The 26476-nt window shown below is 67.7% G+C and carries 19 protein-coding genes; 5 read left to right on the top strand and 14 right to left on the bottom strand.

All coding sequences use genetic code 11. The features are described from left to right. Nucleotides 1–36: 36 nt before the first annotated feature. Complete coding sequence (locus tag L1892_RS21005; protein ID WP_235725677.1) at nt 37–987, top strand: hypothetical protein; 951 nt, start codon at nt 37–39, stop codon at nt 985–987. A gap of 4 nt (nt 988–991) precedes the next feature. Here L1892_RS21005 and L1892_RS21000 read toward each other — a convergent pair whose 3' ends face one another. Further along, on the bottom strand, nt 992–2788 hold the full coding sequence (locus L1892_RS21000; RefSeq protein WP_235725730.1) for a TM0106 family RecB-like putative nuclease: 1797 nt from the start codon (nt 2786–2788) through the stop codon (nt 992–994). Nucleotides 2789–2954: 166 nt separating this feature from the next. On the opposite strand from L1892_RS21000, the gene L1892_RS20995 reads away from it, so the two are divergent. Both L1892_RS20995 and L1892_RS20990 read left to right on the top strand, forming a co-directional pair. Further along, complete coding sequence (locus tag L1892_RS20995) at nt 2955–3665, top strand: DUF6474 family protein (protein ID WP_235725675.1); 711 nt, start codon at nt 2955–2957, stop codon at nt 3663–3665. Between the two features lie 5 nt (nt 3666–3670). Next, nucleotides 3671–4513, top strand: coding sequence for a hypothetical protein (locus L1892_RS20990; RefSeq protein ID WP_235725674.1), 843 nt, complete (start codon nt 3671–3673; stop codon nt 4511–4513). An 11-nt stretch (nt 4514–4524) separates the two neighbouring features. On the opposite strand, the gene L1892_RS20985 is transcribed toward L1892_RS20990, so the two are convergent. The 8 genes from L1892_RS20985 to lysX form a co-directional block, all read right to left on the bottom strand. Beyond that, nucleotides 4525–5361, bottom strand: coding sequence for an alpha/beta fold hydrolase (locus tag L1892_RS20985; RefSeq protein ID WP_235725673.1), 837 nt, complete (start codon nt 5359–5361; stop codon nt 4525–4527). 104 nt (nt 5362–5465) lie between these two features. Next, nucleotides 5466–7595 (bottom strand): ArnT family glycosyltransferase, encoded by a 2130-nt coding sequence (locus L1892_RS20980; RefSeq protein ID WP_235725668.1) that lies wholly within the window; start codon nt 7593–7595, stop codon nt 5466–5468. A gap of 200 nt (nt 7596–7795) precedes the next feature. After that, entirely contained in the window at nt 7796–8596 is an 801-nt protein-coding gene (locus tag L1892_RS20975; protein ID WP_235725667.1) for a cyclase family protein, read from the bottom strand. A 12-nt stretch (nt 8597–8608) separates the two neighbouring features. After that, nucleotides 8609–9811, bottom strand: a complete 1203-nt coding sequence (locus tag L1892_RS20970; protein ID WP_372475354.1) for a PQQ-dependent sugar dehydrogenase — start codon at nt 9809–9811, stop codon at nt 8609–8611. 146 nt (nt 9812–9957) lie between these two features. Then, entirely contained in the window at nt 9958–11511 is a 1554-nt protein-coding gene (locus tag L1892_RS20965) for a succinic semialdehyde dehydrogenase (RefSeq protein WP_235725666.1), read from the bottom strand. Between the two features lie 10 nt (nt 11512–11521). Further along, nucleotides 11522–12046 (bottom strand): ribonuclease E activity regulator RraA, encoded by a 525-nt coding sequence (rraA, locus tag L1892_RS20960; protein WP_235725665.1) that lies wholly within the window; start codon nt 12044–12046, stop codon nt 11522–11524. Nucleotides 12047–12171: 125 nt separating this feature from the next. Beyond that, nucleotides 12172–13080, bottom strand: a complete 909-nt coding sequence (locus L1892_RS20955; RefSeq protein WP_235725664.1) for an alpha/beta fold hydrolase — start codon at nt 13078–13080, stop codon at nt 12172–12174. Nucleotides 13081–13085: 5 nt separating this feature from the next. Beyond that, nucleotides 13086–16505 (bottom strand): bifunctional lysylphosphatidylglycerol synthetase/lysine--tRNA ligase LysX, encoded by a 3420-nt coding sequence (gene lysX, locus L1892_RS20950; protein ID WP_235725663.1) that lies wholly within the window; start codon nt 16503–16505, stop codon nt 13086–13088. Between the two features lie 58 nt (nt 16506–16563). Here lysX and L1892_RS20945 point away from each other — a divergent pair, with 58 nt between their 5' ends. Further along, nucleotides 16564–16791, top strand: coding sequence for an RNA-binding S4 domain-containing protein (locus tag L1892_RS20945; protein ID WP_235725659.1), 228 nt, complete (start codon nt 16564–16566; stop codon nt 16789–16791). A 12-nt stretch (nt 16792–16803) separates the two neighbouring features. Here L1892_RS20945 and L1892_RS20940 read toward each other — a convergent pair whose 3' ends face one another. Together L1892_RS20940 and L1892_RS20935 are read right to left on the bottom strand one after the other, a co-directional pair. Continuing rightward, entirely contained in the window at nt 16804–16956 is a 153-nt protein-coding gene (locus L1892_RS20940; protein ID WP_235725657.1) for a hypothetical protein, read from the bottom strand. Nucleotides 16957–17245: 289 nt separating this feature from the next. Then, a complete protein-coding gene (locus L1892_RS20935; RefSeq protein WP_235725655.1) occupies nt 17246–18136 on the bottom strand; it encodes a cutinase family protein in 891 nt (296 codons plus the stop codon). 164 nt (nt 18137–18300) lie between these two features. On the opposite strand from L1892_RS20935, the gene L1892_RS20930 reads away from it, so the two are divergent. Next, a complete protein-coding gene (locus L1892_RS20930) occupies nt 18301–18735 on the top strand; it encodes an SRPBCC family protein (protein ID WP_235725653.1) in 435 nt (144 codons plus the stop codon). A 23-nt stretch (nt 18736–18758) separates the two neighbouring features. On the opposite strand, the gene L1892_RS20925 is transcribed toward L1892_RS20930, so the two are convergent. The 3 genes from L1892_RS20925 to gltB form a co-directional block, all read right to left on the bottom strand. Further along, the gene (locus L1892_RS20925) at nt 18759–19970 is read right to left on the bottom strand and encodes a TetR/AcrR family transcriptional regulator (RefSeq protein WP_235725652.1); all 1212 of its coding nucleotides are present in this window, start codon (nt 19968–19970) and stop codon (nt 18759–18761) included. 204 nt (nt 19971–20174) lie between these two features. After that, complete coding sequence (locus tag L1892_RS20920) at nt 20175–21629, bottom strand: glutamate synthase subunit beta (RefSeq protein WP_235725650.1); 1455 nt, start codon at nt 21627–21629, stop codon at nt 20175–20177. Then, nucleotides 21622–26208: a glutamate synthase large subunit gene (gene gltB / locus L1892_RS20915; protein ID WP_235725649.1), complete on the bottom strand. Its 4587-nt coding sequence runs from the start codon at nt 26206–26208 to the stop codon at nt 21622–21624. The genes L1892_RS20920 and gltB overlap by 8 nt, the downstream gene beginning before the upstream one ends. Between the last annotated feature and the right edge of the window lie 268 nt (nt 26209–26476).

Raw genomic sequence — 26476 nt, 5'->3', positions numbered from 1 at the left:
ATACGTTCGTGCTTACGTAACCGGATCGGGGGTCGGATGACACATCGTGTTCCAGCAGGTACGCAGCGTCGTCGACGTTCGGTTCCGGTGCTGGCGATGCTCGCGACGTTGGTGGTACTCGGGTCGGCTCTCGGCGCCGGGCTGGCCCTGTCCACTCCGGCATCAGACCGCCCCGACCGCGGCTCGGGGTGGGGCGGCGGCAATCACCACGGGCATGGCCACGGGCACGGGCATGGGCACGGTGATGACGATGACGACGAGGATTCGACGACGTCGGCGACCGCGTCGGGGAGCCAGAGCAGCGCAACCACGAGTCCTGCCACGAGCGAATCCACCAGCACCAGCACCAGCACCAGCCAATCAACCAGCACTACGACCAGCGAATCCACGGGGTCGTCGAGCACCAGCGAATCCAGCAGCGTTACCACCAGCGAATCCACGGAACCGTCGACCACCACCGAGACCACCGACGACGGATCGGTCGTACCGCCGCGCTACACCCCGCGCCCGCCCAGCCGAGACGCGTCACCCGACGTCGATCCGGATGCGGCCGGCACCGGTGGTTCCGGTGGTTCCGGTGGATCGGGGCCGCCTGGCACCGGGAACCCGGCACCGGAGGACACCGCTGCGCCGGCGCCGGCTGCGGTACCGACGGTGCCCACAGCAGGCACGGGAGCGGGCGCCGGCGCGAACTCGGCGACCGGTCCGGGCGGGCCGTCGTCGACCGGCGGTTCGGCCGGTGCCGTACCGAACGAGACGACGTCATCTGAGGATGCGGGTCCGGGCGATTCCGCGCCCATCCCCGACCCGGTCTCGGAGATGGCACCGGCGGCACTCGCCGATCCGGTGGTTCCGGACTCCGACGTGGCGGCCTCGCCCCGACGCATCATGATCGGGCTGGCGCCCGGTGGGCTACTTCTGCTCGGGGCGATGGCGTTGTTGGGCAGCGGGTCGTTCCTGGAGGCGCTGCGGTCGTCGCGGCCGTGATCGGTCAGGCGTCGCGGCCGGCGAGCAGCGTGTCCCGATGCGGGACCGCCGCACGCGCGCCGTCGGTGATCCATTCCCGCAGCACCTTGGTCGCGCGCACGTCGTCCTCGTTGTATTCGAGCAATCGTTCGCGTTGCGTGGGGTCCGGCACCCCGCCGCCGAGGCCCACCGCGTCGCGATACCAGTCCATCGACGCCTCGCCGCTGGCGTCGGCGTCGCGCCAGGTGAATCCGGCGACGGGCGCGACGCGCTTGAGACCTTTCCCGTTCGGGCAGATGAAGTTGCGGCCGACAGCCTCGTAGATGTCGACCCACTCGGCCGACCCGATGAAGGCCTCCACCTCGGCGCGCGACGGCACGCCCGGGGCCCCGGCGAACCGGTCTGCGGAGCCGAGTAACCAGCGGTTCTCAGCCTGCTGCGAATAGCAGTACGCCGCAAAGGACTTCCCGGCCTCGTGGGCGGCGTCGCGCTGCGCGGTCAGCCACGTCCAGAACTCCCCGAACGAGCGGCCCTCGTCGGTGGTGGGCAGCGGTTGCCAGGTGACGAACGGCCGGTAGCGGACCTCGCAGGTCGGGTCGGTGGTGTCGGTCAGCAGCGTGCCCCACATGTAGGCGCCGTGTTCGCCGTAGCTCTCCATGTCGACATCCACCTCGACGTCGGCACGCCGCACCACCGGGGTGTCGAGGCGCCGGATCAACGGGATGCCCTGCAACCAGGCGATGGCGGTGAGTATCGCGTCGTCGAAGCGCGCGTTGCCCGGCCATTCGTCGGGAGGCCCGCCACGGTGCGCGGCCAATTGATCGATCGTGGTGATCCCGGCATCGGCGAGAATTCGGCTCTGGTTGGCGCCCACCACCAGGCTCACGTCGCGGCGCTGTTCCAGTTCGGGTCCGCATCGCTCCCACCACGGGCAGCTGCGGCATTCGCCGATCCGGCGGGGTGTGGTCGACACCTGCTGTTCGGCAATCGCCATGCGGCGGGCGAACACCTCGGCGTAGTCGGTGAGTGCCGAGGCCATCTCGTAGACGACGATGCAGTCGGCGTCGAGACCGATCACCCCGGCACGCAGCCGGGCCGGATCCGATGAGGTGGCAAGCCCGAGCTCGGTCAACATCGCAGTCAGCTGAGCAAGTCGGAGCAGGTCACGTCGCTGATTGCGCCCGTTGCGGGTGGGGTCCGCCGACGGGGACCAGGCCCACACCGGACTGGTCACCGTCACCTTGGGGCCCCCGTTGCCCTGCGCAGCACCGTTGCCGTTCGTGGACTCGTTGCCGTTCGCGGCCCCGCCGCTGTTCGTATCTCCGTCCGCGACGGGGACAGTGCCATCGGTGCCGTTCTTCGCGCCGGCGGTGCCGGTCGGTCGCCGCGCATTCTTCGCCGGATAGCTGGCCCGATGGTTCACGACGATCACCGGTAGGTACCCGTCACCGTCGCGGATCAGCAACTCGGCGTGACCGCGTCGCCCGGCCTCGCGATCGGTCGGCAGCGTCGCGTTCCAGATCCAGGCGGCCCCGGCGGCACACGCCGACAGGGTCTGCTCGGCGCGCGCGGCGTGGGTGGCGTCGGGGTCGATCAGCACCACGGTGCCCGGCGCTTGATCGCTGTGTAGGCCACGGATCATCTCTCGGACGGCGGCACGGTGATCGGCCGCCGCAGCCTTGCGTCGCTGCGCCTCCGGCGTGTCGGGTCGCGATCGCGCCAGGTCGGGGTATGCGTGGTCGAGGTACAGCCGGTGCTCGCATCCCGCGAGATCGCGGGGGTGTAACACCACCCTCACCACTGGTCCGTCCTCTCCCGACATCGCCGATCCGGGTCGTCCGCCACGCGCACCCGTCTGGTTCACGTCGGTTCGCCCCTGTCGAGCCTATGTAATGCTTGTACCGATGCAGTCGACGCCCGCTCGGTGTTTCCCCGACCTCGCCGGTCGGCCGGGCCCCGGGGCACCACACAGGAGGTAGGTCCTAGAAATGGGATTGTTCTCGTCCGACGGCAAGACCCGCGCGCAGCGCAAGGCCGAGGCCAAGGCGATGAAGACCAAGGCGAAACTCGAGGCCAAACTGGAGGCGAAGAGCGCGCGCAAGTCGCAGAAGGCGCTCCGCAAGGCCGAACACAAGTTCCGTAGCAAGGAACTCAAACTCGAACGCAAGAACGCCAAGGCCGCCGGCAAGGCGGAAGCCAAGGCCGCCAAGGCCCAGGCGAAGACGGCCGCCGTCGAAGCCAAGGCCGCGGTAGATGCCCAGCGATTCTCTCCGGCGAGCGTTCGGCGGTATCTCCTCGTCGCCCGACTGGTGTCCCCGATCGTGGTGCCGATCGCCTATCGCGCTGCCGTGGCCGCGCGTGGTCAGCTGACCGCTCTGCAGGCCGGTCGCGCCGGAGTGGCCCCCGACGTGCTGCGCCAGTTCTCCGGACACGGCGCGACGCTACACGCCCGTATCGCCACCACGCGGTCGGCGCTGGAGAAGGTCGCCACCACCGACACCTCCGACGACGCTTCGGCCTTCGTCACCGCGATGGTCACTCGCCTCGACAATCTCGCGATCGCCGTCGACGCCGCCGAGGCGATGCCGGCCTCGCAGCGGCGCACCGCGCACCACTCGATCGAATCCGAACTCGAGGGCATCGAGGCCGACATCCTCGCCCGACTGGGCGTGCACGATTCGACCCCCAAGGGAGCGTGAGGGAGATGACCGAGCCGGGACCGGCGGACCGTCGAGACGATGACGGTTCCGACGGGGCTCAACCACAGCAGGCTCCGGCAGACGGCACCGTGCCGGATCCGGCAGCAGCCGGGACCACGCCCGGCGAGCCTGGTCCCGCCGAGCCTGGTCCCGCCGAGCAGAGTCCCGCCGAGAAGGCGGCGAAGAAGACACCGGCAAAGAGGGCCGCCGCAAAGAAAGCTCCGGTGAAAAAGGCCGCGGCGAAGAAGGCTCCGGCTAAGAAAGCTCCCGTGAAGAAGGCCGCGGCGAAGAAGGCCGCCACCCGGGACGCGGCGAAGAAGTCGTCCGCCAAGACGGCTGGGGCCAAGAAGGTGCCTGCCACCACGGACGCCGCGAAGAAGGCCGCAGCGAAGAAGGGCCCGCCGGAGACCACGCCCGTCGATCCTCCCGTCGAGGAACCCACACCGGGGAAGTCGCAGGCCGATGAATCGGTGACCGTATCTTCCGAACAGCAGTCGAGCCCCGAGCAGTCGAGTCCCGAGCAGAAGTCGAACGCAGCCCAGGCCAGGCATGTGGCATCGCGACCGGCGTCGTCGAAGCCGGGGGCCACCAAGCCACCGACGAAAAAGGCGTCGACCGGTCCCGCCGGCCGCGCGTCGACGGCACCGGGCGCCCCGCCGTCGCGGCCGTCACCGGCGGTGGTCGACGTGGTGGCCGAATCCGATGCTCAGCGCGCCACTTTCGCCCAGCTGCGCGCGGGAGCACCCACCGAGTTGCCCACCAGAAACCGCGCCGTGCCGATCATCGCGGCCGGCGTGTTCGGGGCGGTGCTGCTGTTCGTGATCGAGATTCTGCACCGTCGGCGTTGATCGTGGCCGCGTCAGGCGCCGACCCGGTCGACGATCGCGGCGGCCACCTCGGCCGGGCGGGCCTCTGGTAACCAGTGGTCGACATCGTGGATGATCCGGAACTCGTAGGGCGCATCCACATAGCTCGACGTCATCTCCGCGGCGACCCGGCCGAGCGCGAAGTCGCCGTCACTCCAGACGTAGGTGGTGGGCACCCGCACGCGCCCGATGCGGCGGTCCGCGCGGCCCCAGAACGGTATCCCCCGGTACCAGTTCAACGCACCGGGTAACGCGCCCGAGGCGACGATGTCGGAGTAGAGCTGGCTCGCGAACGGCTCCGGCAGCCCCATCCGGGCGCCGCCACCTGGAGAGCGAAAGAGCTTGGACAGGAACCATTCCGGGAGTTTCGGAAGATTGAAGGCGGCCATGTACCAGGACCGCAGCACCTGCCCTCGCGGCATGGCCCGGACGAACGCGGCGGGGTGTGGCATGGACGCCACGGTCAGCGTCGCGATGCGCTGGGGGTGGCCAGCCGCCACCGCCCAGGCCGCCGCGCCGCCCCAGTCGTGGCCCACCAGATCGACGGTGTCGGCCCCCAAGGTGTCGATCAGTGCGACGACATCAGCGACGATCTCGCCCATGCGGTAATCGCGTCGCGCGGGCGGCCTGGCGCGCGGTGAGTATCCGCGCAGATCGGGAGCAAGGGTGCGTAACCCGTTGTCGTGCAATCGTGATGCCACGCCTTCCCACACTGTCGCGCGCTGCGGGAAACCATGCAGCAGGATCACCGGCGGCCCGTCGATCGGCCCGTCGTCGATCACGTCGAAGACGTAGGGGCCGTTGGCGAACTCGGTGATGCGGTCGGTCATCGTCGGCGTCCTTCCCCGGGAATGGCACCGACCCTACCTGCCGAGCGGTGGGCAGCAGATCGCCCGCGGCGCGGTTGCGTCGCGGGCGATCGACTTCCGGTGGGTCAGGTCAGCTGGTACACCGTGGTGCCGCCGACCGTGGTGGCCGTGTAGTTCTGCGCCACCCACTCGGCGATCTCGGAGTTGCCGCCGGGGCCACCCTGACCGCCGCCGATGTAGTAGGCGATCTTGCCATCGTGCACGTACTCGATGAACTGCTCCAGTGTGGGCGCCGGGTCACCGCTCCACCCACCGATGGCCATCACCGCTGTGCCGGTGGCGATCTCGATGCCCGCCGCCGACTGGGAGCCGTTGGTCGCGGCCGACCAGGTGGTGTCGGTGGAGGTCAGCAGTTCCACGAGTTCGGTGTTCGAGGAGATGTCACCCATTCCGCCGGGTCCACCGGCCCCGCCGCGGCCGCCGTCCTGAGTGGTGCCGTCCTGCGCAGCGCTCTGCCTTGCGCCGTTTTGAGTCGTGCCGTCTTGAGTCGTGCCGTCTTGGGCTGCGCCGTTCTGGGTCGCGCCGTCGGGAGTCGTCTGTCCATCCGCCGCGCCGGTCGGCGGGTTGCCACCACCCGAGCCGCCCATTCCGCCGCCCGGTCCACCCATGCCACCTGATTCCATCGAGGTCTGCACCGCGTTCGGGATGGACCCGCTGTGCGGGGTCGCGGCTGTGGCGATCGAGAAGGCCGCGGTGCCACCGAATCCGGCGAGCGCACCGGCGATCACCGCGCCGGCGACCACTTTTCGCCACGCCATCACGCTGCCGACCAGCAGGGCGACGATGCTGATGGCGGCGACCGCGCCGATCAGCCACCGGCACCACACGGGCCCGAAGTCGTTGCGGTTCAGCAAGACGATGGACCAGGCCGCGGCGAGTCCGATCATCCCGGCGAGAGCGAGGCGACCGTCCCACTTGCTACGGCGTCGCCAGGCGAATACCCCACCCATGCCGACGAGCGCGGCGATGGCGGGCGCCAACGCCACCGTGTAGTACGGGTGGATGGTGCCGCTCATGAAACTGAAGATGAGTCCGGTGACCAGGAGCCAACCACCCCAGGCGACGATTGCTCCGCCTTCGACGCGGCTGATACCGCCGGTCGATCGGAAGATCGGGAAGCTACGGACCATCAAGTAGGCCGCGAACACCAAGGCCAGCAACGCAACCGGGAGCAGCCAGGAGATCTCGTTGCCCATCTCCGAACTGAACAGTCGGTTGAGTCCGGTCGAGCCGCCGAACGAACCGCCCGCCTGGCCGCCGCCCATGCCGCCTCCGCCACCGGAGCCACCGCTGATGCGACCGACGCCGTTGTATCCCCATACGAGGTCCATGAAGGTGTTGTCGGTGGAGCCGCCGATGTACGGGCGAGCCGATGCCGGCACCAGGATCGTTGCGAGCACGAACCAGCCCGCCGAGACGATCAACGCCACGGTCGCACCGATCAGGTGGCCGATGCGCCTGATCCAGCCGGTGTTCGCGAACATCAGGTAGGCCAGTCCGAAGGCGGGGAGTACGAGCAGGCCCTGCAGCATCTTGGTGAGGAAAGCGAAGCCGAGCGCGACACCGACCAGCGCCAACCATCGGCCCGAGTTGGTGGCAATCGCGCGGATCAGGGCGTAGCCGGCCGCGACCATCAGCAGCACCAGCAGCGCGTCCGGATTGTTGAACCGGAACATCAGCGCCGCTGCCGGGGTGAAGGCGAGCACGCCACCGGCGATCAGGCCCGCGGCCGTGCCGTGACGCGGGTCGGCGAAGGTGCGGCGCATCGCGCAGTACAGCAGCGCCACAGCGGCCACCCCCATCAGCGCTTGCGGTACCAGCACGGCCCAGCTGTTCATCCCGAACAACCGCACTGACAGCCCGGTCACCCACAGCGAGGCCGGGGGCTTGTCGACGGTGATGAAGTTGGCGGAGTCGAGAGATCCGAAGAACCACGCGGTCCAGCTCTGCGAGCCCGCCTGTGCCGCCGCCGCATAGAACGTGTTGGCGTATCCGCTGGCGGAGAGGTTCCACAGATAGAGCACGGCGGTGGAGACGAGCAGCGCGGTCAGTGCGTACGGGCTCCACCGGACGGCGCGTGTGGGTCGAGGTCGGTCGGCGACGCGGCGGCGACGGCCGCCCGCCGGGGGTGGTGGCTCACCGGGCGTCGATGCCCCCGGTCGTTCCAGCCCGCGTCGCTCCAAGGCTGTGGTCATTCGGGTCCTCCTGTGTCGAATGTGTTGATCCCACACTGGGCCCCGGCCCTCCCGCGCCCCTGGAAGCCGGCTGGGAGAACCCTGTGAACGCCGCTGAACGCCGCCGACTCGGTGGTTCCTCCCCCGGGTATCGTTTCCTCCCCCCACTGCAACCGGCGGAAGTAGCGATACCCGGGGGAGGAACCGACCGGCTCAGCGGATCAGACGAGCGCGAGCACCCGAGCGGGGCCACCGGTGCCGCCGGCGAAGCGGGGCGCGCCCACGACGACGGTGGCGCCGGCCGCCGGCACCGACGACAGGTTGGCCATCGCCTCCACGGCGTATCGGCCTGCACCCAGGATGGCGGTGTGCGCCCCGACTGCGTCCATCACATCGATGCTGAGTGTGTCGGTGCCGATCGCGACGACGCCGCGTTCCTCGACCAACATCGACACCGCGTCGGCGTCGAAGCCTGGTGCATCCACGCCGCCTCCATGTGGCTGCCACCCGCTGTGCAATGCAACCAGGGCACGACGGGGGATTCGTCCGTGCCTCGATTCATAGGAAGCGATGTCCCTCGCTGTCAACGTGGTACGCCGATCCGTTCGCGCCCGTGCCGAAATGTCGATCACCGCCAACGGCGCCACCAGATCGCGCGCGGCTATCCGATCGACGGTGATGCCGTCGCCGATTTTGTGCGCAGGTGCATCGACGTGAGTTCCGGAATGTTCGGAGAACGACATCCATCTCGTCGCATACCCGCGGTTCCCCGGCCCCACGTGCGATGTCGGTAGTGACACCACGGGCGCGCTCCCCGGCCACAGTGGGAAACCGGCCGACAACACGTGTGTCAGGTCGACGACGCGTCCAGTCGGAGCCGCCGCGGCCGGTCCCGCCGCCGCACCGATGGCAGCGGTGCCGGCAGTTCCGGCCGCAGCACCCGCAGTCATACGCAGCGCCGTGCGACGTGAGAAGCGACGGGCTTCGTCATGCGCCGAGCGAACCACTTCGTCGTCACACATTGCGTCTCCTCGTCAGTCCGCGAGCCGCACTCGGAGGATGCGGTCGTCCCCCCCGTTGTCGGTGCTCACCAACAGTGACCCGTCAGCGTCGATGGCCAGCCCTCGAAGACGCCCATAGGTGTCTTGGATTGCCTTGCTGCTGCGGACCACTCGGTTGCCTGCTTCGTCGAGTGTGACGAACAGCAGGTGCTTTCCTTTCTGCGCGGAGATGACGACTGCGCCGTCGAGGGAGCCCCACCCGTCGTCGGGCAGAAAAGCCAAGGCAGGAGTAGCGATCGTCGGATACCCCGAACTCCACACCGGCCCCACCGCGCCGGGGACCCGGGTCGGATCTGTCATGGGCACCGACTCGTCGTAGATGAACGGGGCCCGGTCCGGCTTGTACCCGTAATTGCCGCCGGCGCGCAGGAGATTGAGCTCATCGTCGGCGTCGGTGCCCTGTTCGATCGCATAGACGCGGCCGGTTCCTGGCTGTACGGCAACGCCCTGCACGTTTCGGTGCCCCAGCGTGAACACCGGACTGGCCGGATCAGGGTTACCCGCGGCCGGTTTGCCATCCGGTCGGATGTGCAGAACCTTGCCACCCAACGAGTTCGGATCCTGCGGATTGGTCGGGATCGCATTGTCACCGGTGCCGATCCACAGCGATCCGTCGGCCGCTGCGGTGAGACCGCACCCTGCGTGGCGACCGGAGGCATTGACCGGAATGCCCGTGAGCACGGTTCGTTCGCGCACCATCGTCGTCCAATCGGCGCTGACCCGCCACGAGACGATGTTGACCACCTGTCCGGTGTTCGGCCAGGGGAGAGGCAGATTGGCCACCGATCCGGGGATGCTGACGGCGGCACCGGCGGTGGTTTCGGCCTGACAGGAGTAGACGCGCCGGGTGTCGGAGAATTGCGGGTCGAGTGCCAACCCCATCAGCCCGGCCTCTTTGACCGCGAACAGCTTGGAAAGGTCCGCGCGAACATCTTGTCGCCGACCGTCGGTCATCACCGCCACGAACTGTCCCGTGCGCTCGCCAGTGAGGATGACACCGTCGGGTGCGACCGCGAGATCCCACGGATGGTCGAGGCCAGATGCGACCTGCGACACCGTCAACGGCGGAGCGGCGTCGGCCTGCCCGGCCGTGCACAACCCGGCGACGAGAGTTCCGACGGTCCCGGCGATGATCGCAACGCGGGTCAGGAGGGGGCGTGCTCGTCGGCCGGTCACCGGATCACCGTAACCCGGGAGCTCGCCGTCGCGCCGCATAACGCACGCCCGATCCGAGGTTCCTCCCCCGGGTATCGTTTCCTCCCCCAGCTGCCACCGGCGGAAGTAGCGATACCCGGGGGAAGGACTGCGACGCGCGGGCTAACCTACCGGCCCGGCAGGTATTTCAGCGCGCGCACGGCGTACGGCGTGACGGCGCGGTAGATGCCCTTCGGGATGCCGGGCGCGCGGTCGATGCCGACGAAGCGCTGCTCGGCGACGGTCTGCGGCTCGGTGTACTTGAGGATGCCCTCCTCGCCGTGGCGTCGGCCGACACCCGAGATGCCCATGCCGCCCATTGGTGCGGCGGTGGAACCCCACGCCGCGGCGTAGCCCTCGTTGATGTTGACCGTGCCGGCCCGCAACTGGTCGGCAATCGCGTTGGCTTCGGCGCTGCTGCCGGCGAAGACGCACGCGTTGAGTCCGTACTGCGTCGCATTGGCGAGTTTGACGGCTTCGTCCGTGGAGTCGACCGGATAGATCGAGACGACCGGACCGAAGGTCTCGTCAGCGAAGCAGGTCATCTCGTCGGAGACGCCGGTGAGCACCGTCGGCTCGAAGAAGAACGGGCCGAGGTCGGCGCGACGTCGCCCGCCGGCGACCACCGTGGCGCCCTTCTCAACCGCATCGCGCACGTGGGCCTCGGCGGTGTCGACCTGCGCCGCCGACGCGAGTGATCCCATGTCGGCGGAGAAGTCATAGGTGGCGTCGAGCTTCATCGCCGACACATACGCCGCGAACTTGGTGGTGAATTCGTCGGCGATCTCTTTATCGACATACAGGCGTTCGATGGAGATGCACAGCTGACCCGAGTTCGAGTAGCAGGCGCGCGCCGCCCCTTCGACGGCCTTGTCGATGTCGGCGTCGGCGGTCACGATCATCGGGTTCTTGCCGCCGAGCTCGGCAGAGAAGCCGATCAGTCGGCGCCCGGCCTGCTCGGCCAGCGAGGCGCCCGTCGCCGACGATCCGGTGAACATGACGTAGTCGGTGGTGGCCACGATCGCCTGCCCCACCACGCTGCCCGGCCCGGGTACCACGGCAAACAGCTCACGCGGCAAACCTGCCTGGTACAGCAGGTCGGCGACGGCCAACGCACAGTACGGCGTCTGGCTGTCCGGTTTGATGACCACACCGTTGCCCGCGATCAACGCGGCGACCGCGTCGGAGACCGCCAGGGTGAGCGGGTAGTTCCACGGGCTGATGACGCCGACGATGCCCTTGGGCTGATAGCGCACCCGCACACTGGTTGCACCTGGCAGCATCCCCTTGACCTTGCGCTCGGCCAGCGTCTTGGGTCCGGTGGTGGCGTAATGCCGCGCGGTCAGCGCGACGTCCATCACCTCTTCCTGCGCGTAGATGCGCGCCTTGCCGGTTTCGGCCTGCGCGATGTCCATCAGCTCGGCGGCGTTGCGGTACACCAGATCGGAGAAGCGGTTGAGTACCTCGGCACGCTGCTGCGGCGTCTGGGTGGCCCACCCCTGCTGCGCACTGCGCGCACGGGCGACCGCGGTCTCCAGGTCGTCGGCGGTACCGACGGGGATGGTCGCCATCTCGGCGCCGCTGAACGCCTCCAGCACCGGTCGGGTAGGGCGGGCGCCGGCGTCGTCGATCGCGACGAGCTCGGCCAATCGCCGGAAGTAGTCGGGGGTGGGCTTCGGCATGGCGGGTCCCTCAGCTTTCGGTGGTGTCGGACTCGGCGGTCTCGGCAGGCTCGGCGCTCTCGACGATGACGATCCCGTCGTCGTCGGAGTAGACGATGTCGCCGGGGTGGAAGGTCTCACCACCGATGGACAGCGCGATGTCGCGCTCACCAACTCCGGTTTTGGTGGACTTGCGCGGGTTGGTGCCCAGCGCTTTGACCCCGATCTCCATCTCGCCGATCGCCTTGGCGTCGCGGATCGCTCCATTGACGATGATCCCGACCCAACCGTTGGAGCGGCCGAGTTCGGCGATGATGTCGCCGACGAGCGCGGTGTGCACGGATTCGGCGCCGTCGATGACGAGCACACCGCCCGGGTTCGACTCACCCAGGATCGACTTGAGCAGCGCGTTGTCCTGGAAGCACTTGACCGTGGTCACTCGGCCGACGAACTCACGGTTGCCGCCGTACTGGGTGAACTGGGTGTCGCAGCTGCGCACGAGGTCGCCGATCTCGTCCACGAGGTCGGCGGTCGGCGTGAAGGTCAGTTCGGTCATGGCCACCAGTTTAGGCAGCCATGCAATTAGGTGTGACGGACAGCCACAGTTACCGCAACCCGGCCGCGGTGCGCGCGCTCGCGCGGTAGCGTCGGCGCACGTGTGCACCGGCGGCGATTCCGCTGCTACCCACCCGCCATCCGACCGATGATCGCGGCGACCTCGTCGGGACGTTGGGAGACGACGAAATGCCGGGCCGGGCTGATGACGTCGACGTGCGCCTCGACGCCCGCGGCGGTGATCAGCGTCTGGGCATAGCGCCGTTGTTTCCACTCCCAGAAGTGCCGCCACCCGGGCATCCGAGGCGACGCGACCACCACGTCGATCGGTACGTCCGGCAACTGATGAGTGCGGCGCAAGTCGCGGAGATCACGATCCATCGTGGCGAAGACTGCATTCTCCGCCAGCAACGCCGTCATGAACCGCGGCTGCCCGAAAACCCGGCCGGCCCACCGCCGCTGGTCGTCGGTGAATCCCTCCGGCGGAGGTGGCACGACCAGGGTCCAGACACCTGCGCTGGGCCACCGATGGACACCCATCGCCGCGGTCACCGATTGCGCCACCCGTACGGCTCGGTGGGCAGCCCGCACGCCCCACCTCGCCGGCACCACCCGCCACGGCGCCAGGACGAACGACCCGTCCACCATCACGAGTCCGGCCGAACGCTCCGGATACACCCGCCCGAACGCTTCGACGTACAGCGATGCCAGCGAGTGACCGACGATCAGGACCGGCCCGCCGACGCCTACCGCGTCGAGCACCATCCGCATCCGGTCGACCTCGTCGAGCAGACCCGGCATCTCGTCCGGCGGCCGCGGACTCGACAGGCCGTAGCCCGGGCGGTCGTATCGGATCACTCGAAAGCCCTGTCGGAGCAACCGCACCGTCAACGCATCGAGGTCGAACCAATTGCTGCCCAATGCGGCCATCAGCAGAACCGACAGGCCCTCGCCCTCGTCGATCACATGAAGTCGATGGCCTCCGACGGGGATGACGATCCCCGCGCGGTCGCCACCATCCGGGCCGTCGGGCATCGGGGTCAGTAGCCCTGCGGCTTGGCCAACGGGAACGCCAACGATTCCCGAATCGACTGGCCGGTGATGAGCATGACCACACGATCCACGCCGACACCGAGGCCACCGGTCGGCGGCATCGCGTACTCGAGGGCCTGCAGAAAGTCCTCGTCGAGTTCCATCGCCTCCGGATCGCCACCCGCGGCGAGCACCGACTGCGCGGTCAACCGACTGCGTTGCTCGACGGGATCGGTGAGCTCGGTGTAGGCGGTACCCAATTCGACACCCCACGCCACCAGGTCCCAGCGTTCGGCGACACCCGGGATCGTCCGGTGGGCTCGCGTCAGCGGCGACGTCGATGTCGGGAAGTCAGTGTAGAAGGTCGGGAAGGTGGTCCGATCTTCGCCGAGATGCTCGTAGAGCTCCAGCACCACCTGGCCAGCGTCCCAGTCGGGCCGATAGGCGATGTCGAGGCGATCGCAGATCGCCCGCAGCGTCTCCACCGTTGTCTCGGGTGTCACCTCCTCACCCGCACCGTCGGAGACCACCTCGTGCACGGTGCGCACCGGCCACTGCCCGGAGATGTCGACGCGTTCTTCGTTACCGTCGTCGTCGCGGCGCACGATCACCGGTTCACCGTAGGCGGCGGTCGCGGCGTGCTGGATCATCTCGCGGGTGAGGTCGAGCATCTTGCGGTAATCGCTGTGTGCCTCATAGGCTTCCAGGCTGGTGAACTCCGGATTGTGACTGAAGTCGACACCCTCGTTGCGGAAGTTGCGGCCGATCTCGAACACCTTCTCCACCCCACCCACACAGAGCCGCTTCAGGTACAGCTCCGGTGCGATCCGCAGGTACAGGTCGAGGTCATAGGCATTGATGTGCGTCTGGAACGGTGTCGCGTTGGCCCCGCCGTGGATCTGCTGCAGGATCGGTGTCTCCACCTCGAGATAGCCACGCGCCGCGAGGAAGTCGCGCATCGACTTCACCACCACGCTGCGGGTGTTCAACAACTCGCGGCTGCGCGAATTGATGGCGAGATCCACGTAGCGTTGCCGCACGCGCGCCTCTGGATCGGTGAGGCCGCTCCACTTGTCGGGCAACGGCCGCAGGCACTTGCCGTTGAACCGCCACGCGTCGATGAGGATCGACAGTTCACCGGACCGGCTCCGGCCCACCACACCGCGGGCCTCGATCAGATCACCGAGGTCGACGTCGGAGCCGAAGTCCGGCGTGCCCGGAATCACCGCGTTCGCCTCGACCAGCACCTGCACCTGCCCGGACCAGTCGTGCACGTCGGCGAAGGCCACCTTGCCGAAGTCACGCAGTCGGGTGACACGTCCGGCGATGGTCACCGTGGTGCCTTCCGGTGCCGCGACGGCCTGCGCGATGGTGTGCGTCGGTGCATCGGCGGGTGGGTACGGATCAAACCCCTGCTCGGTCAACCGATCCAACTTGGCCAGGCGCACCCGCACCTGTTCGGGCCGATGTACCTCGATCGCACCCACGACGGACTCGTCGGCCAGTTCGGCGATCAGCTCGTCGAGGTCGACACCGGCGGGAATGGCCGAGCGGCCCTCGGTGTAGTGCCGCGCACGACCGAATCGCGGCAGCCGGACGAAACCCTCGGTGACGATCGCGGCGAGCGCGACCCGCGGCATCATTCGGTTGTCCTCGTAGCACAGAAAGCGTGGCCGCCATTCCGGCCGGTACTTCGCATTGGACTTGTACAGCGACTCCATCTGGAAGAACTTCGAGCCGAACATCAGCACCGAGTAGGTCGCGCGCATCACCGGGCCGGCCCCGATGTCGGCGCCGTGTTCGAAGAACGCGCGGAAGGCCGCGAAGTTGAGGGAGATCTCGGTGACGCCGTACTGCTCGGACTCGCGGGCGAGTTCGGTCACCATCGTCTCGACGAGACCGTTGACCGCACCACGGTCGCGGCGCATCACATCCAGCGAGACGCCGGTGCGGCCCCACGGCACGAAGGACAACATGCCGACCACCTTCTCGTGGTCGGTGCCGGCGTTCTCCACGGCTTCGACGAGCAGACAGTCCCCGTCGAGCGGATCGCCGAGTCGGCCCAACGCCATCGCGAATCCGCGTTCCTCGTCGGTGTCGCGCCAGGCGTCGGCCCGCGCGATCATCTGCGCCATCTCCGACGGCTTCCCGTCGTTCGAGTCTGTGGAGATCTCGGCGTGCCGGCGGATGCGAATGGTGATTCCGGCCCGTTTGGTACGTGTGACCGCTTGGCGGACCGCTTTCATCGCCGGCCCGTTGATGCTGAAGCCACGGGTCGGGATGATCGCCTCGTCACCGATGTTCAGCGACCCGAATCCGGCGGCGTCGTAGGCGGCGGCCCCCCGACTGCTGGTTCCCATAGCGGCCGGATGCCACCCGTAGCGCTCACACAGCGCGAGGAACTCGGCGATGGCCTCGCCCCATGAATCGGGGTCACCGATGGGGTCTCCACCGGCCAAACCCACACCCACCTCCACCCGGTAGGTGACCGCCGCGCGGCCGTTCGGCGCGAACACCACCGCCTTGTCGCGGCGGGTGGAGAAGTAGGCGAGCGAGTCATCGTCATTGAAGGCGGCGATCTGGGCACGGATCAGTCGCTCGTCGTCGGCGGTGATCAGTGATTTCAGCCTGACCGAGCGGAACAAAACCATCGCCGCGGCGATCAGCGCGAGCGCACCGAACAGGCCCAGCAGTCCGTTCACCGGCGCCAGCGCGTGCCGGCCTTCGAATGCGGGTTCCTGATCAACCGACCCGAAGGCGACCACCCGATTGATCGCGTACGGCAGCCGGTCAGCGCGGGTCAGGGTGTGCGGGAAGATCCACACCAGCGCCCAGCCGAGCAGACTGCCGATGACGAGTCCGGCCACCAGCACACCGAGCGCCCGCAGCAACGCGCCCCGACGCACGCGGGTGTAGAACTGCCGATAAGTGAGGATCAGATAGGCCAGTGCGGCCAGATCCACGATGATGCCGATCCAGAGGTTGATCCGGTCGGTACCGGTCACCGACAGATCGTCGGCGAGAGCGGGCACCAGATAGATCGCGTTGCCCACCGCGTACAGCGTCAGATACACCACGCAGATCCACCAGGCGATCCGCTTGCGCATGGACAGGGCGAACGCCATCAGCCCCAGCACGAATGCCCACGCGAAACTGGTGTCCGGCAGGGTGATGACGAAGGTGTCGAGATAGTCGCGCGGCACGTGGATGAGCCGGCGGAACCACGGGAACAGGCTCGACAGCAAGGAGACGGCGGCCATGATGCCCAGCACCGTCCCGGCGATGCGTGGCGCAGCTTGGCCGAAGCCCCGCGGTGAACGGATGCGCTCGAGCAGATCTCGCGACCGCCGCTCGGCGGCCGATGGCTCGTGTACGGGTTCGGCGACGACCTCGTCCGGCGCCGGAGTCCGCGGGATGTCCAACGTCATGGCTAAACGTTACGGGGCGGGCTCGCCCATCTGGCCGAGGTTGGGCAATATGTGGACCGTGGACGGATCCGATATCGACGAGGTGCCCATCCGCGACGAGTCGATCCGGTTGGGCCAGTTTCTGAAGTTGGCCAACCTCATCGACTCGGGCGCCGAGGCGAAAGAAGTGATCGCCGACGGCGACGTGTCGGTCAACGGCGAGGTGGAGACGCGGCGTGGGCGCCAGCTCACGCGCGGTGACGTGGTGGAACTCGGTGGCCAGATCTGCCGGGTGACCCGCGGCTGACAGAGGTGTCCGTCAGGCCTGCAGACGGCGCAGTTCGGCCGGGGTGATCAGGCGTTCCGCCTCGGCGGGAAACGAACGAGCGGATCGCGCACGGCCGAATCGACCGGTGATCGAACTCAGCCTGGCTTGGCGGCGTGGACCGGAGGATGTATTGGACAACCTCATGACCAATCACTTCCCTGCTTTACTACCGTGGACTCGCTCTTCATGGTGTCGAACTCGGCTTACTTTAGTCGGTCGACGGGCTCGGCCCAAGCGATATAGCGCGTTCAACAGACGTTGTCTTCGCCACACTCAGACCCTGCCGCCGGGCCGTCAAGGTAAAGCCGTTGCTGTCTGTACGTCGATCATCGCATCGGAATCGTTACGAATTCGGTAGCGACAGGCGAAAATTTGTGAGCAGAAACACAGCTGGGTACGACCGACGGACGAACCAGACCATCTCACACCCGGATCACGCCAGTCGGGCGAGATGGTTGTGTGCCCACTGGACTGCCGTCACACCCGGCCGAACCTTAAATGTGGCGTAGTTGCTGTGCGCACCCGACTGCAGGAAGCGATTGAACGAGGTGATCTGCTCGCGGGCCCGCGCATTGCTGAGTTCCTCGACGATCTTGCCGGGCCCGCCCAGGGTGAGGAGTTCGGTGATGATCGCCCCGGCTTCTGCCTGGTACTGGCCGATCTGGCTCGGCGTGGGGTCGCTGGTCTCCGCGAGGTAGCCGACGATGCGGGTGAGGAAGTAATCCTGCGGCACGTTGCAGTAGAGGTCGCCGGGCTCGCAGATGGTGAATGCACGCGGCGACACCCACCCCATGCCGTCCAGCCGCGGTCCCCCGCTGCCCTCCCCGCGCAGGGGCGGGCCGACGAGGTTGTCGCGTGCAGATCTGCGCGGATCGGAGATCAGCACCACACCCGCGACTGCGCTGGGGCGGATCGCCGCGCGCCCGGTGCCGACCTCGGAGGCGAAGTCGCCGGCAGCGTCGGCGCCCTGGCTGTAGCCGACAACCGCAATGCGGGTGCGCGGGCAGCGGTTGAGCATGGTCCGCGCCAAGCCGGTGGTGTTGGCGACGGCCTGTGCCTTCGACTTGCCGTACACCGCCTTCTCCCAGGGGAATGCCGTGGCGTCGTAGCCGACGAACTGCACGGCGGTCTCGGCACCGAGGCCCGCGGTGACATCCCCCAGAATCCCGGGGTTCGTGCCGTCGGCCCAGGTACCCGGTATCGCCAGCACGTAGAGCTTCGGGCAGCCTTGCGGTGCGCCGGCCGCCGGAGCCGTGATGGCCACCGTGGCGCCGATCGCCGACACGACTGTGGTCAACCAGATCATCAACGCGCGCAACCGCATCGTCGTCCCTCCCTCACCCGCCCGGTGCCGCCGGAACCGGGGCCCTGCAACCCGAATCTCGCGGGCCCGAGTCTACTGACCCATCCGCGGTCTCGGGTCGCGCCGAATACTCCTACGACAACCCCCACCGACGCCGCGCGTCGATCGCGCAACAAGGAGTGACCATGGTCGATGTCTCCCGCACCTTCACCGTGCCGCGTCCCCGCGACGAGGTCGTCGCCTACCTGCGCGACTTCGCCAACGCCGTCGAATGGGACCCGGGCACCCAGACGTGTGAGCAGATCGGCACGGACCCGGTCAACGAGGGCACCCGCTGGCACAACGAGAGCAAGTTGTTCGGTATGTCGACGACGCTGACCTACGAATTGACCGCGGATGCACCCGATCACCTCGTGTTCACCGGCCGCAACAAGACCGCGACATCGGTCGACGACCTGAGCTTCCGCGCCGAGAACGCCACCTCGACGGTCATCACCTATCGGGCGCATGTGGAGTTCAACGGCCTGGCCCGCCTCGCCGACCCGATCGCGCAACTCGCCTTCCAGCGACTCGCCGACACCGTGCCGACTCAGATGACCAGAGTGCTGGCCTCGCGCTGATCCCGCGTCGCGACCGGAAGTTCTCAGACGGGCAGCGGTGCGTTCAGCACCGCTTTGGCCAGTAGTTGTGCATGGCCAGGCAGGGCCGGTCCACGTAGGTTGTCCACGCGCACCACACCGTTGATCACTGCCAACGCCAATTCCACCAGGGCGTGGGCTTCGTCGGACCGCAGTTCGGGCCGGCACGCCTGCACCAGCCGGCGCCACTCGCCGACGTAGTCCTGGTAGGCCCGCGCCAATGCCAGCAGGGCCTCGTCGTCGAGGGCTACGGAGTGCGACAGGCTGACCGCGATGAGATCCCAGTGTGCCTGCGCGAAACGCGCGTAACAGGCCAGCAGGTCGTCGAGCGCCTGGGCGGCGTCCACGCTGCGCGACAACACCTGTCCCAGCTCCAGCCACATCGCCGCGACGGCGCGGTCGAGGCCGCATGCCAGGAGTTCACGCTTGCTGCTGAAGTGATTGTAGACACTCGGGCCGGCGATGCCGACGACGTCGCCGATGTCATCGAGGCTGACGTTGCTGTACCCGTGCACCGCGAACATGGTGATGGCCGCGTTCAACACGGCCTCGCGGCGTGCGACGGGCAGCAGTCCGGCGCCCGGATCCATCGGCACCGGCAGGTCGGTGACCCGAGGCGCCATGTCGGGTGACGAGTCAGGCCGACGCGCGCATTCCACCGCGGCGCGCACTGCCGCAGACAACACGCGGTCCCGGTCGCCGGGCGGCACCGGTAGCGGCCGATGTCCCGGCCAATTCACCATGGCCAGGATCGACCATGCGGCGGCGTCGGCAGGGACCGCATCCGGCGGCGCGTCCTTCGCGATGGCGGCGGCAATCGTCTCGGACACCTCGACGATGCGCACCCGCAGCTCGCTTCGTGCCACGGGGCCGACGTGGCCCTTGTCGCGGCTCCAGAGCGCGTCGAGGGTTTGGGATTGAGCCGCGATACCGACCACGTTGCGCGCGACCTCGAACGGGTCATCGACGCCACGTACCGCCTCCTCGTAACGACACAAGGCCTGGTCGAACGCGGCGAGCAGGAGTTCCTGTTTGTTGCGATAGTGCCGGTACAGCGCGCTGGGCCCGATACCGACTCCCGCAGCGATGTCGCTCATCGCGACCGCGGCGTACCCCGAGGCGCGGAAGAGTTCTGCCGCCTTGATGAGGATTCGTTGCTTGCGGTCCTTGGGCCTGGTGCGTCGATCCACCACCGCATCCGCGGGCAGAGTGGTCATGGCAATCCTGTCGGTCGTGCAGGTGCCCCCAGCGGTGGGGACATCTAACCACCTTGCCATCAGTTCACCACATCAGGAGCGGCCCAGGGCGCGGTGTCGTCAAATTGTCGACTGCGGCGTCGGATGGCGCTTCAGTGTAAAGCCGCACAATCGAGAAGTGCCGCGGATGGATACCCACCCGCGGCACTTCTCATGCGTCTGAGCTCAGCGCTGCGCCACCTGGGTGGGCACGATCGGCGCCGGCAGGTCCGAGCGGCCGGCGAGGTAGGCGTCGGCTGCCGCGGCCGCCGAGCGCCCCTCGGCGATCGCCCACACGATCAGCGACTGGCCACGCCCGGCGTCACCGGCCACGAAGACTCCGTCCTGCCCGATGGCCGCGAAATCGTCGTCGCGCTTGATGTTGCCGCGCTGGTCGTATTCGACGCCCATCTTGTCGAGCAGGTCGCCGCGTTCGGGCCCGACAAAGCCCATCGCGAAGAGCACCAGGTCGCATTCCAGCTCGAACTCGCTGCCCTCGACCTTCTCGAAGCGACCGTCGCGCATGACGACCTCGTGGGCCTTGAGGGCGGTGACCTTGCCGTCGCTGCCGATGAACTCCTCGGTGTTGACCGAGTAGACGCGCTCGCCGCCCTCCTCGTGCGCCGACGACACGCGGTACATCAGCGGGTAGGTCGGCCACGGCGTGGACTCGGCACGCTCGATCGGCGGCTTGGGCATGATCTCGAACTGGTGCACGATCTCGGCGCCTTGGCGCAGCGAGGTACCCAGGCAGTCGGCGCCGGTGTCGCCGCCGCCGATGATGACGACCTTCTTGCCCTTGGCGGAGATCTGGCCCTCGACGGTGTCGCCGAGCTGCACCCGGTTGGCCTGCGGGAGGAACTCCATCGCCTGATGGATGCCGTCGAGTTCGCGGCCCGGGATCGGCAGATCACGGCCGATGGTGGAGCCGTTGGCCAGGATCACCGCGTCGAAGTCGGCGCGCAACTGCTCGACGGTGACGTCGACGCCCACGTTCACACCGGTTTTGAAGACGGTGCCCTCTGCCTCCATCTGCGCCAGCCGGCGATCGATGTGGCGCTTTTCCATCTTGAACTCGGGGATGCCGTAGCGCAGCAGCCCGCCGATGCGATCGGCCCGCTCGAACAGTGTCACGTCGTGTCCGGCGCGGGTCATCTGCTGGGCGGCGGCGAGTCCGGCCGGGCCGGAGCCGATGACGGCAACCGACTTGCCGGTCTTCTCCGTCGGCAGCACCGGGGCGACCCAACCGTTCTCGAAGGCGTTGTCGATGAGCTCGACCTCCACCTGCTTGATGGTCACGGCGGGCTGGTTGATACCCAGCACGCACGACGCCTCACACGGCGCCGGGCACAGCCGCCCGGTGAACTCCGGGAAATTGTTGGTCGCGTGCAGCCGCTCGATTCCGTCGCGCCACCGGTCGTTGTAGACCAGGTCGTTCCACTCGGGAATCAGGTTCCCCAGCGGGCAGCCGTTGTGGCAGAAGGGTATACCGCAGTCCATGCAGCGGCTTGCCTGCGTCTGCAGTTCCTTCTTGTCGAAGTCGGTGTATACCTCTTTCCAGTCCAGCAGTCGCAGCTCGACCGGCCGCCGGTCGGGCAACTCCCGCTCGGTGTGCTTGAGAAATCCTCTGGGGTCAGCCACGTGCGGCCTCCATGATCGCTTCGTTCACGTCTCGTCCGGATCGCTCGGCGTTCTCGATCGCGAGCAACACCTTCTTGTAATCGCGCGGCATCACCTTGGAGAACTTGTCCTTGTTGTTCTCCCAATCGGCGAGTACCGCGGCTGCGACGGGTGAATCGGTCTCGGCGCGGTGCTCTTCGACGATGCCGTACAGGAACGCGATGTCCTCGTCGTCGAGCTCCTCGAGGTCGACGAGTTCGGTGTTCAGGTTGTCGCCGAGCTTGCCGTACGGGTCGTATACGTAGGCGATGCCGCCCGACATGCCGGCGGCGAAGTTGCGGCCGGTGTCACCGAGGACCACCACGCGCCCGCCGGTCATGTACTCGCAGCCGTGGTCGCCGACACCCTCGACGATCGCGGTCGCACCGGAGTTACGAACGCAGAAGCGTTCGCCGACTACACCGCGCAAGAAGATCTTGCCACCGGTGGCGCCGAATCCGATGACGTTGCCGGCGATGATGTTGTTCTCGGCGACAAATCCTTCCGGTGCATTGCGGGCCGGACGGACCACCAGTCGCCCACCGGACAGGCCCTTGCCGACGAAGTCGTTGGCGTCACCCTCGAGTCGCAGCGTGATGCCCTTGGGCACGAACGCACCGAAGCTGTTGCCGGCCGATCCGGTGAAGTCGATCATGATGGTGCCGTCCGGAAGACCATGCGCGCCATAGGCCTTGGTGACCTCGTGGCCGAGCATGGTGCCGACGGTCCGGTTGACGTTGGTGATCTTGGAGCTGAACGAGACCCGGGTGCCGCTGTCGATGGCTTCCCGGCTCTGTGCGATCAGTTGCTGGTCGAGTGCCTTGTCCAGCGAATGATCCTGCACACCCGAGCAGTAGAGGTCCTGGTTCATGAACGGGGACTCGGGCATCGCGAGCACCGACGACAGATCGAGCTTGCCGGCCTTCGCCGAGCCCCAGTGCGACAGCGCCTTGGTGGTGTCGAGCGCCTCGACGTGTCCGACCGCTTCCTGCAGGGTGCGGAAGCCCAGACGTGCCAGCAGTTCCCGCACCTCCTCGGCGATGAACATGAAGAAGTTCTCCACGAACTCCGGTTTGCCGGTGAACCGTTCACGCAGCAACGGATTCTGCGTCGCCACACCCACCGGGCAGGTGTCGAGGTGGCACACGCGCATCATGATGCAGCCCGACACCACCAGCGGTGCGGTGGCGAAGCCGTACTCCTCGGCACCGAGCAGTGCGGCCACCACCACGTCGCGGCCGGTCTTGAGCTGACCGTCCACCTGGACGACGATGCGGTCACGAAGTCCGTTGAGCAGCAACGTCTGCTGGGTCTCGGCCAGACCGATCTCCCAGGGGGCGCCGGCATGCTTCATCGACGTCAGCGGGGTCGCGCCGGTGCCGCCGTCGTGGCCCGAGATGAGCACCACGTCGGCGTGCGCCTTGGACACGCCCGCGGCGACGGTGCCCACACCCACCTCGGAGACCAGTTTCACGTGAATCCGGGCCTGCGGGTTGGCGTTCTTCAAGTCGTGGATCAGCTGTGCGAGATCCTCGATCGAGTAGATGTCGTGATGCGGCGGCGGCGAGATGAGGCCGACGCCCGGCGTGGAGCCGCGCACCTCGGCGACCCACGGGTACACCTTGTGCGGCGGGAGCTGTCCGCCCTCGCCGGGCTTGGCGCCCTGGGCCATCTTGATCTGGATGTCGGTGCAGTTGGTCAGATAGTGCGAGGTGACCCCGAATCGGCCCGACGCGACCTGCTTGATCGCGCTGCGTCGCCAGTCGCCGTTCTCATCGTGGTGGAAGCGGCGCGGATCCTCGCCGCCCTCGCCCGAGTTGGACCGCCCCTGCAGGCGGTTCATCGCGATGGCGAGGGTCTCGTGCGCCTCGGCCGAGATGGAGCCGAAGCTCATCGCGCCGGTGGAGAAGCGCTTGACTATCTCGCTGGCCGGTTCGACCTTGTCGATCGGGATCGGGTCGCGGTCACCGAAGTTGAAGTCGAACAGGCCGCGCAGCGAGGCCATCTTCGACGACTGGTCGTCGACGAGCTTGGTGTACTCCTTGAACACCTTGTACTGACCGGTGCGGGTGGAGTGCTGCAACTTGAACACCGTGTCCGGGTTGAACAGGTGATACTCGCCTTCGCGGCGCCACTGGTATTCGCCGCCGACCTCGAGTTCGCGGTGAGCTCGCTCGCTGGGCCGGTCGGTGAAGGCCAGCCGGTGGCGGGTGGCCACATCGTCGGCGATCTCGTCGAGGCCGATGCCGCCGAGTTGGCTGTTGAGTCCGGTGAAGAACTCGTCGACGGTCTCCTGCGAGAGGCCGATGACCTGGAACAGCTGGGCACCGGTGTAGGAGGCCAGGGTGGAGATGCCCATCTTGGACATCACCTTGAGAACACCCTTGCCGCCGGCCTTGATGTAGTTCTTCTTGGCGGTGGCGAAGTCGATGTCGCCGAGTACGCCCCGCTCGACCATGTCCTCGATGGACTCGAAGGCCATGTACGGGTTGACCGCGGCGGCACCGAAGCCGACCAGCGCGGCGATGTGGTGGACCTCGCGGCAGTCACCGGACTCGACCACCAGCCCGACCTGGGTGCGCTTGCGCTCGCGCACCAGGTGATGGTGCACGGCCGAGGTCAGCAGCAGCGACGGGATCGGGGCGAGCTTCTCGTCGGACTCCCGATCCGACAGCACGATGATCGACACGCCGTCTTCGATGGCGGCGCTGACTTTGGTGCGGATCTCGTCGAGGGCACGGCGCAGGCCTGCACCACCCTCGGAGACCTCGTAGAGGCCGTGGATGTGTGCGCTGCGGAAGTCCGGCAGGTCGCCGTTGTCGCCGACGTTGACCAGTTTGGCCAGGGTGTCGTTGTCGAGCACCGGTTCGGGCAGCACGATCTGCCGGCAGGACTCCGGTCCCGGGTGCAACAGGTCGGCCTCACGGCCGATGGTGCCGCCGACGCTGGTGACGACCTCCTCGCGGATGGCGTCCAGCGGCGGGTTGGTGACCTGGGCGAACATCTGCTGGAAGTAGTCGAACAGCATGCGCGGACGGGCCGAGAGCACCGCGATCGGGGTGTCGGTACCCATCGAGCCGATCGCCTCGGCACCGGTCTTGGCCATCGGCGCCACCAGCAGGTTGAGTTCCTCGGTGGTGTAGCCGAAGACCTGCTGGCGCAGGGCGACGCGCTCGTGCGCCATGTGCACGTGCGGGAGTGCCGCGACGTCGTCGATGTGCACGAGGCCCTGGTCGAGCCACTCCTGGTAGGGGTGCTCGGCGGCGAGTTCGTCCTTGATCTCCTCGTCGTCGACGATGCGGCCGGCGGCAGTGTCCACCAGGAACATGCGGCCCGGCTGCAGGCGCATCTTCTGCACCACGTCGGCGTGATCGATGTCGAGGACGCCGACCTCCGACGCCATCACCACGAGGCCGTCCTTGGTGACCCAGATGCGGCTCGGCCGCAGACCGTTGCGGTCGAGCACGGCGCCGACGACAGTGCCGTCGGTGAAGCACACCGACGCCGGTCCGTCCCAGGGCTCCATGAGCGCCGAGTGGTACTCGTAGAACGCACGGTGCGCCGGCTTCATCGACTCGTGCCGCTCCCAGGCCTCCGGGATCATCATCAGCACGGCATGCGGCAGGCTGCGGCCACCGAGGTGCAGCAGTTCGAGCACCTCGTCGAACCGCGCGGTATCCGAGGCACCCGGGGTGCAGGTCGGGAAGATCTTGTCGGCCACATCCGAATCGCCGAATGCACTCGCGTCGATCAGCGCCTCGCGCGCCCGCATCCAGTTCTCGTTGCCGGTGACGGTGTTGATCTCGCCGTTGTGGGCGACGCGCCGGAACGGATGCGCCAGCGGCCAGGACGGGAAGGTGTTGGTGGAGAATCGCGAGTGCACGAGTCCGAGCGCGCTCTCGACACGCGAGTCCTGCAGGTCCAGGTAGAACTCACGCAGCTGCGGCGTGGTCAGCATGCCCTTGTAGACGAAGGTCTGACCCGACAGGCTGGGGAAGTAGACGGTCTCACGGCCCGGGCCGTCCGCGCCGGCACCCTTGGTGCCCAGCTCGGCTTGCACCCGCTTGCGCACGACGAACGCGCGGCGCTCCAGGTCCATACCCTCGGCGCCGGCGATGAACACCTGCCGGAACGTCGGCATCGCATCGCGCGCGAGCGCACCCAGCGAGTTCTCGTTGGTGGGCACCTCGCGCCAGCCGAGCAGGGTCAGCCCCTCGGCCTCGACGATCTTCTCGACGCCCTCGGTGGCGACGCGGGCGTCCTCGGAGCCCTGCGGCAGGAAGGCGATGCCGGTGGCATACGAGCCCTCCGCGGGCAGTTCGAAGTCGACGGTTTCCCGCAGGAAGCGGTCGGGAACCTGGATCATGATGCCGGCGCCGTCGCCGGTGTTCGGCTCGGCACCCGCCGCACCGCGATGTTCCAGGTTCACCAATGCGGTGATGGCCTTGTCGACGATGTCGCGGCTGCGACGGCCGTGCATGTCGACGACGAATGCGACACCGCAGGAGTCGTGCTCGTTGACCGGGTCATAGAGCCCGATGGGGCCCGGAGCATGCTTCATAAGTTCGCCTCACTGTGTGCGCGACGCTGCGCACGCATTCACCCTCGTGTCCATTGACGGACACTGTGACGTCTGTCCATGTCGACGCCGCCACCGGCCTGGCGATGCCTCCCGAATCGTTGGGCTGACCTGGGAGGTCCGTGGGCCACGTGGCGGTGTCCGTGTCAGCCCCATTGCTGACGGCGCACCCGGGTCGAGTCGTTCTCCCCGGCACCACCCTGCTTACGCGAAAGCATTGTCAGCCATTTTCTCACGGCGGGTACCCAGT

Origin of the sequence: Gordonia tangerina, from assembly GCF_021556435.1 — a bacterium.
Classification (GTDB): Bacteria; Actinomycetota; Actinomycetes; order Mycobacteriales; family Mycobacteriaceae; genus Gordonia; species Gordonia tangerina.
The sequence above is the reverse complement of the archived record's forward strand: the minus strand, read 5'-3'. Positions and strand labels throughout refer to the sequence as shown.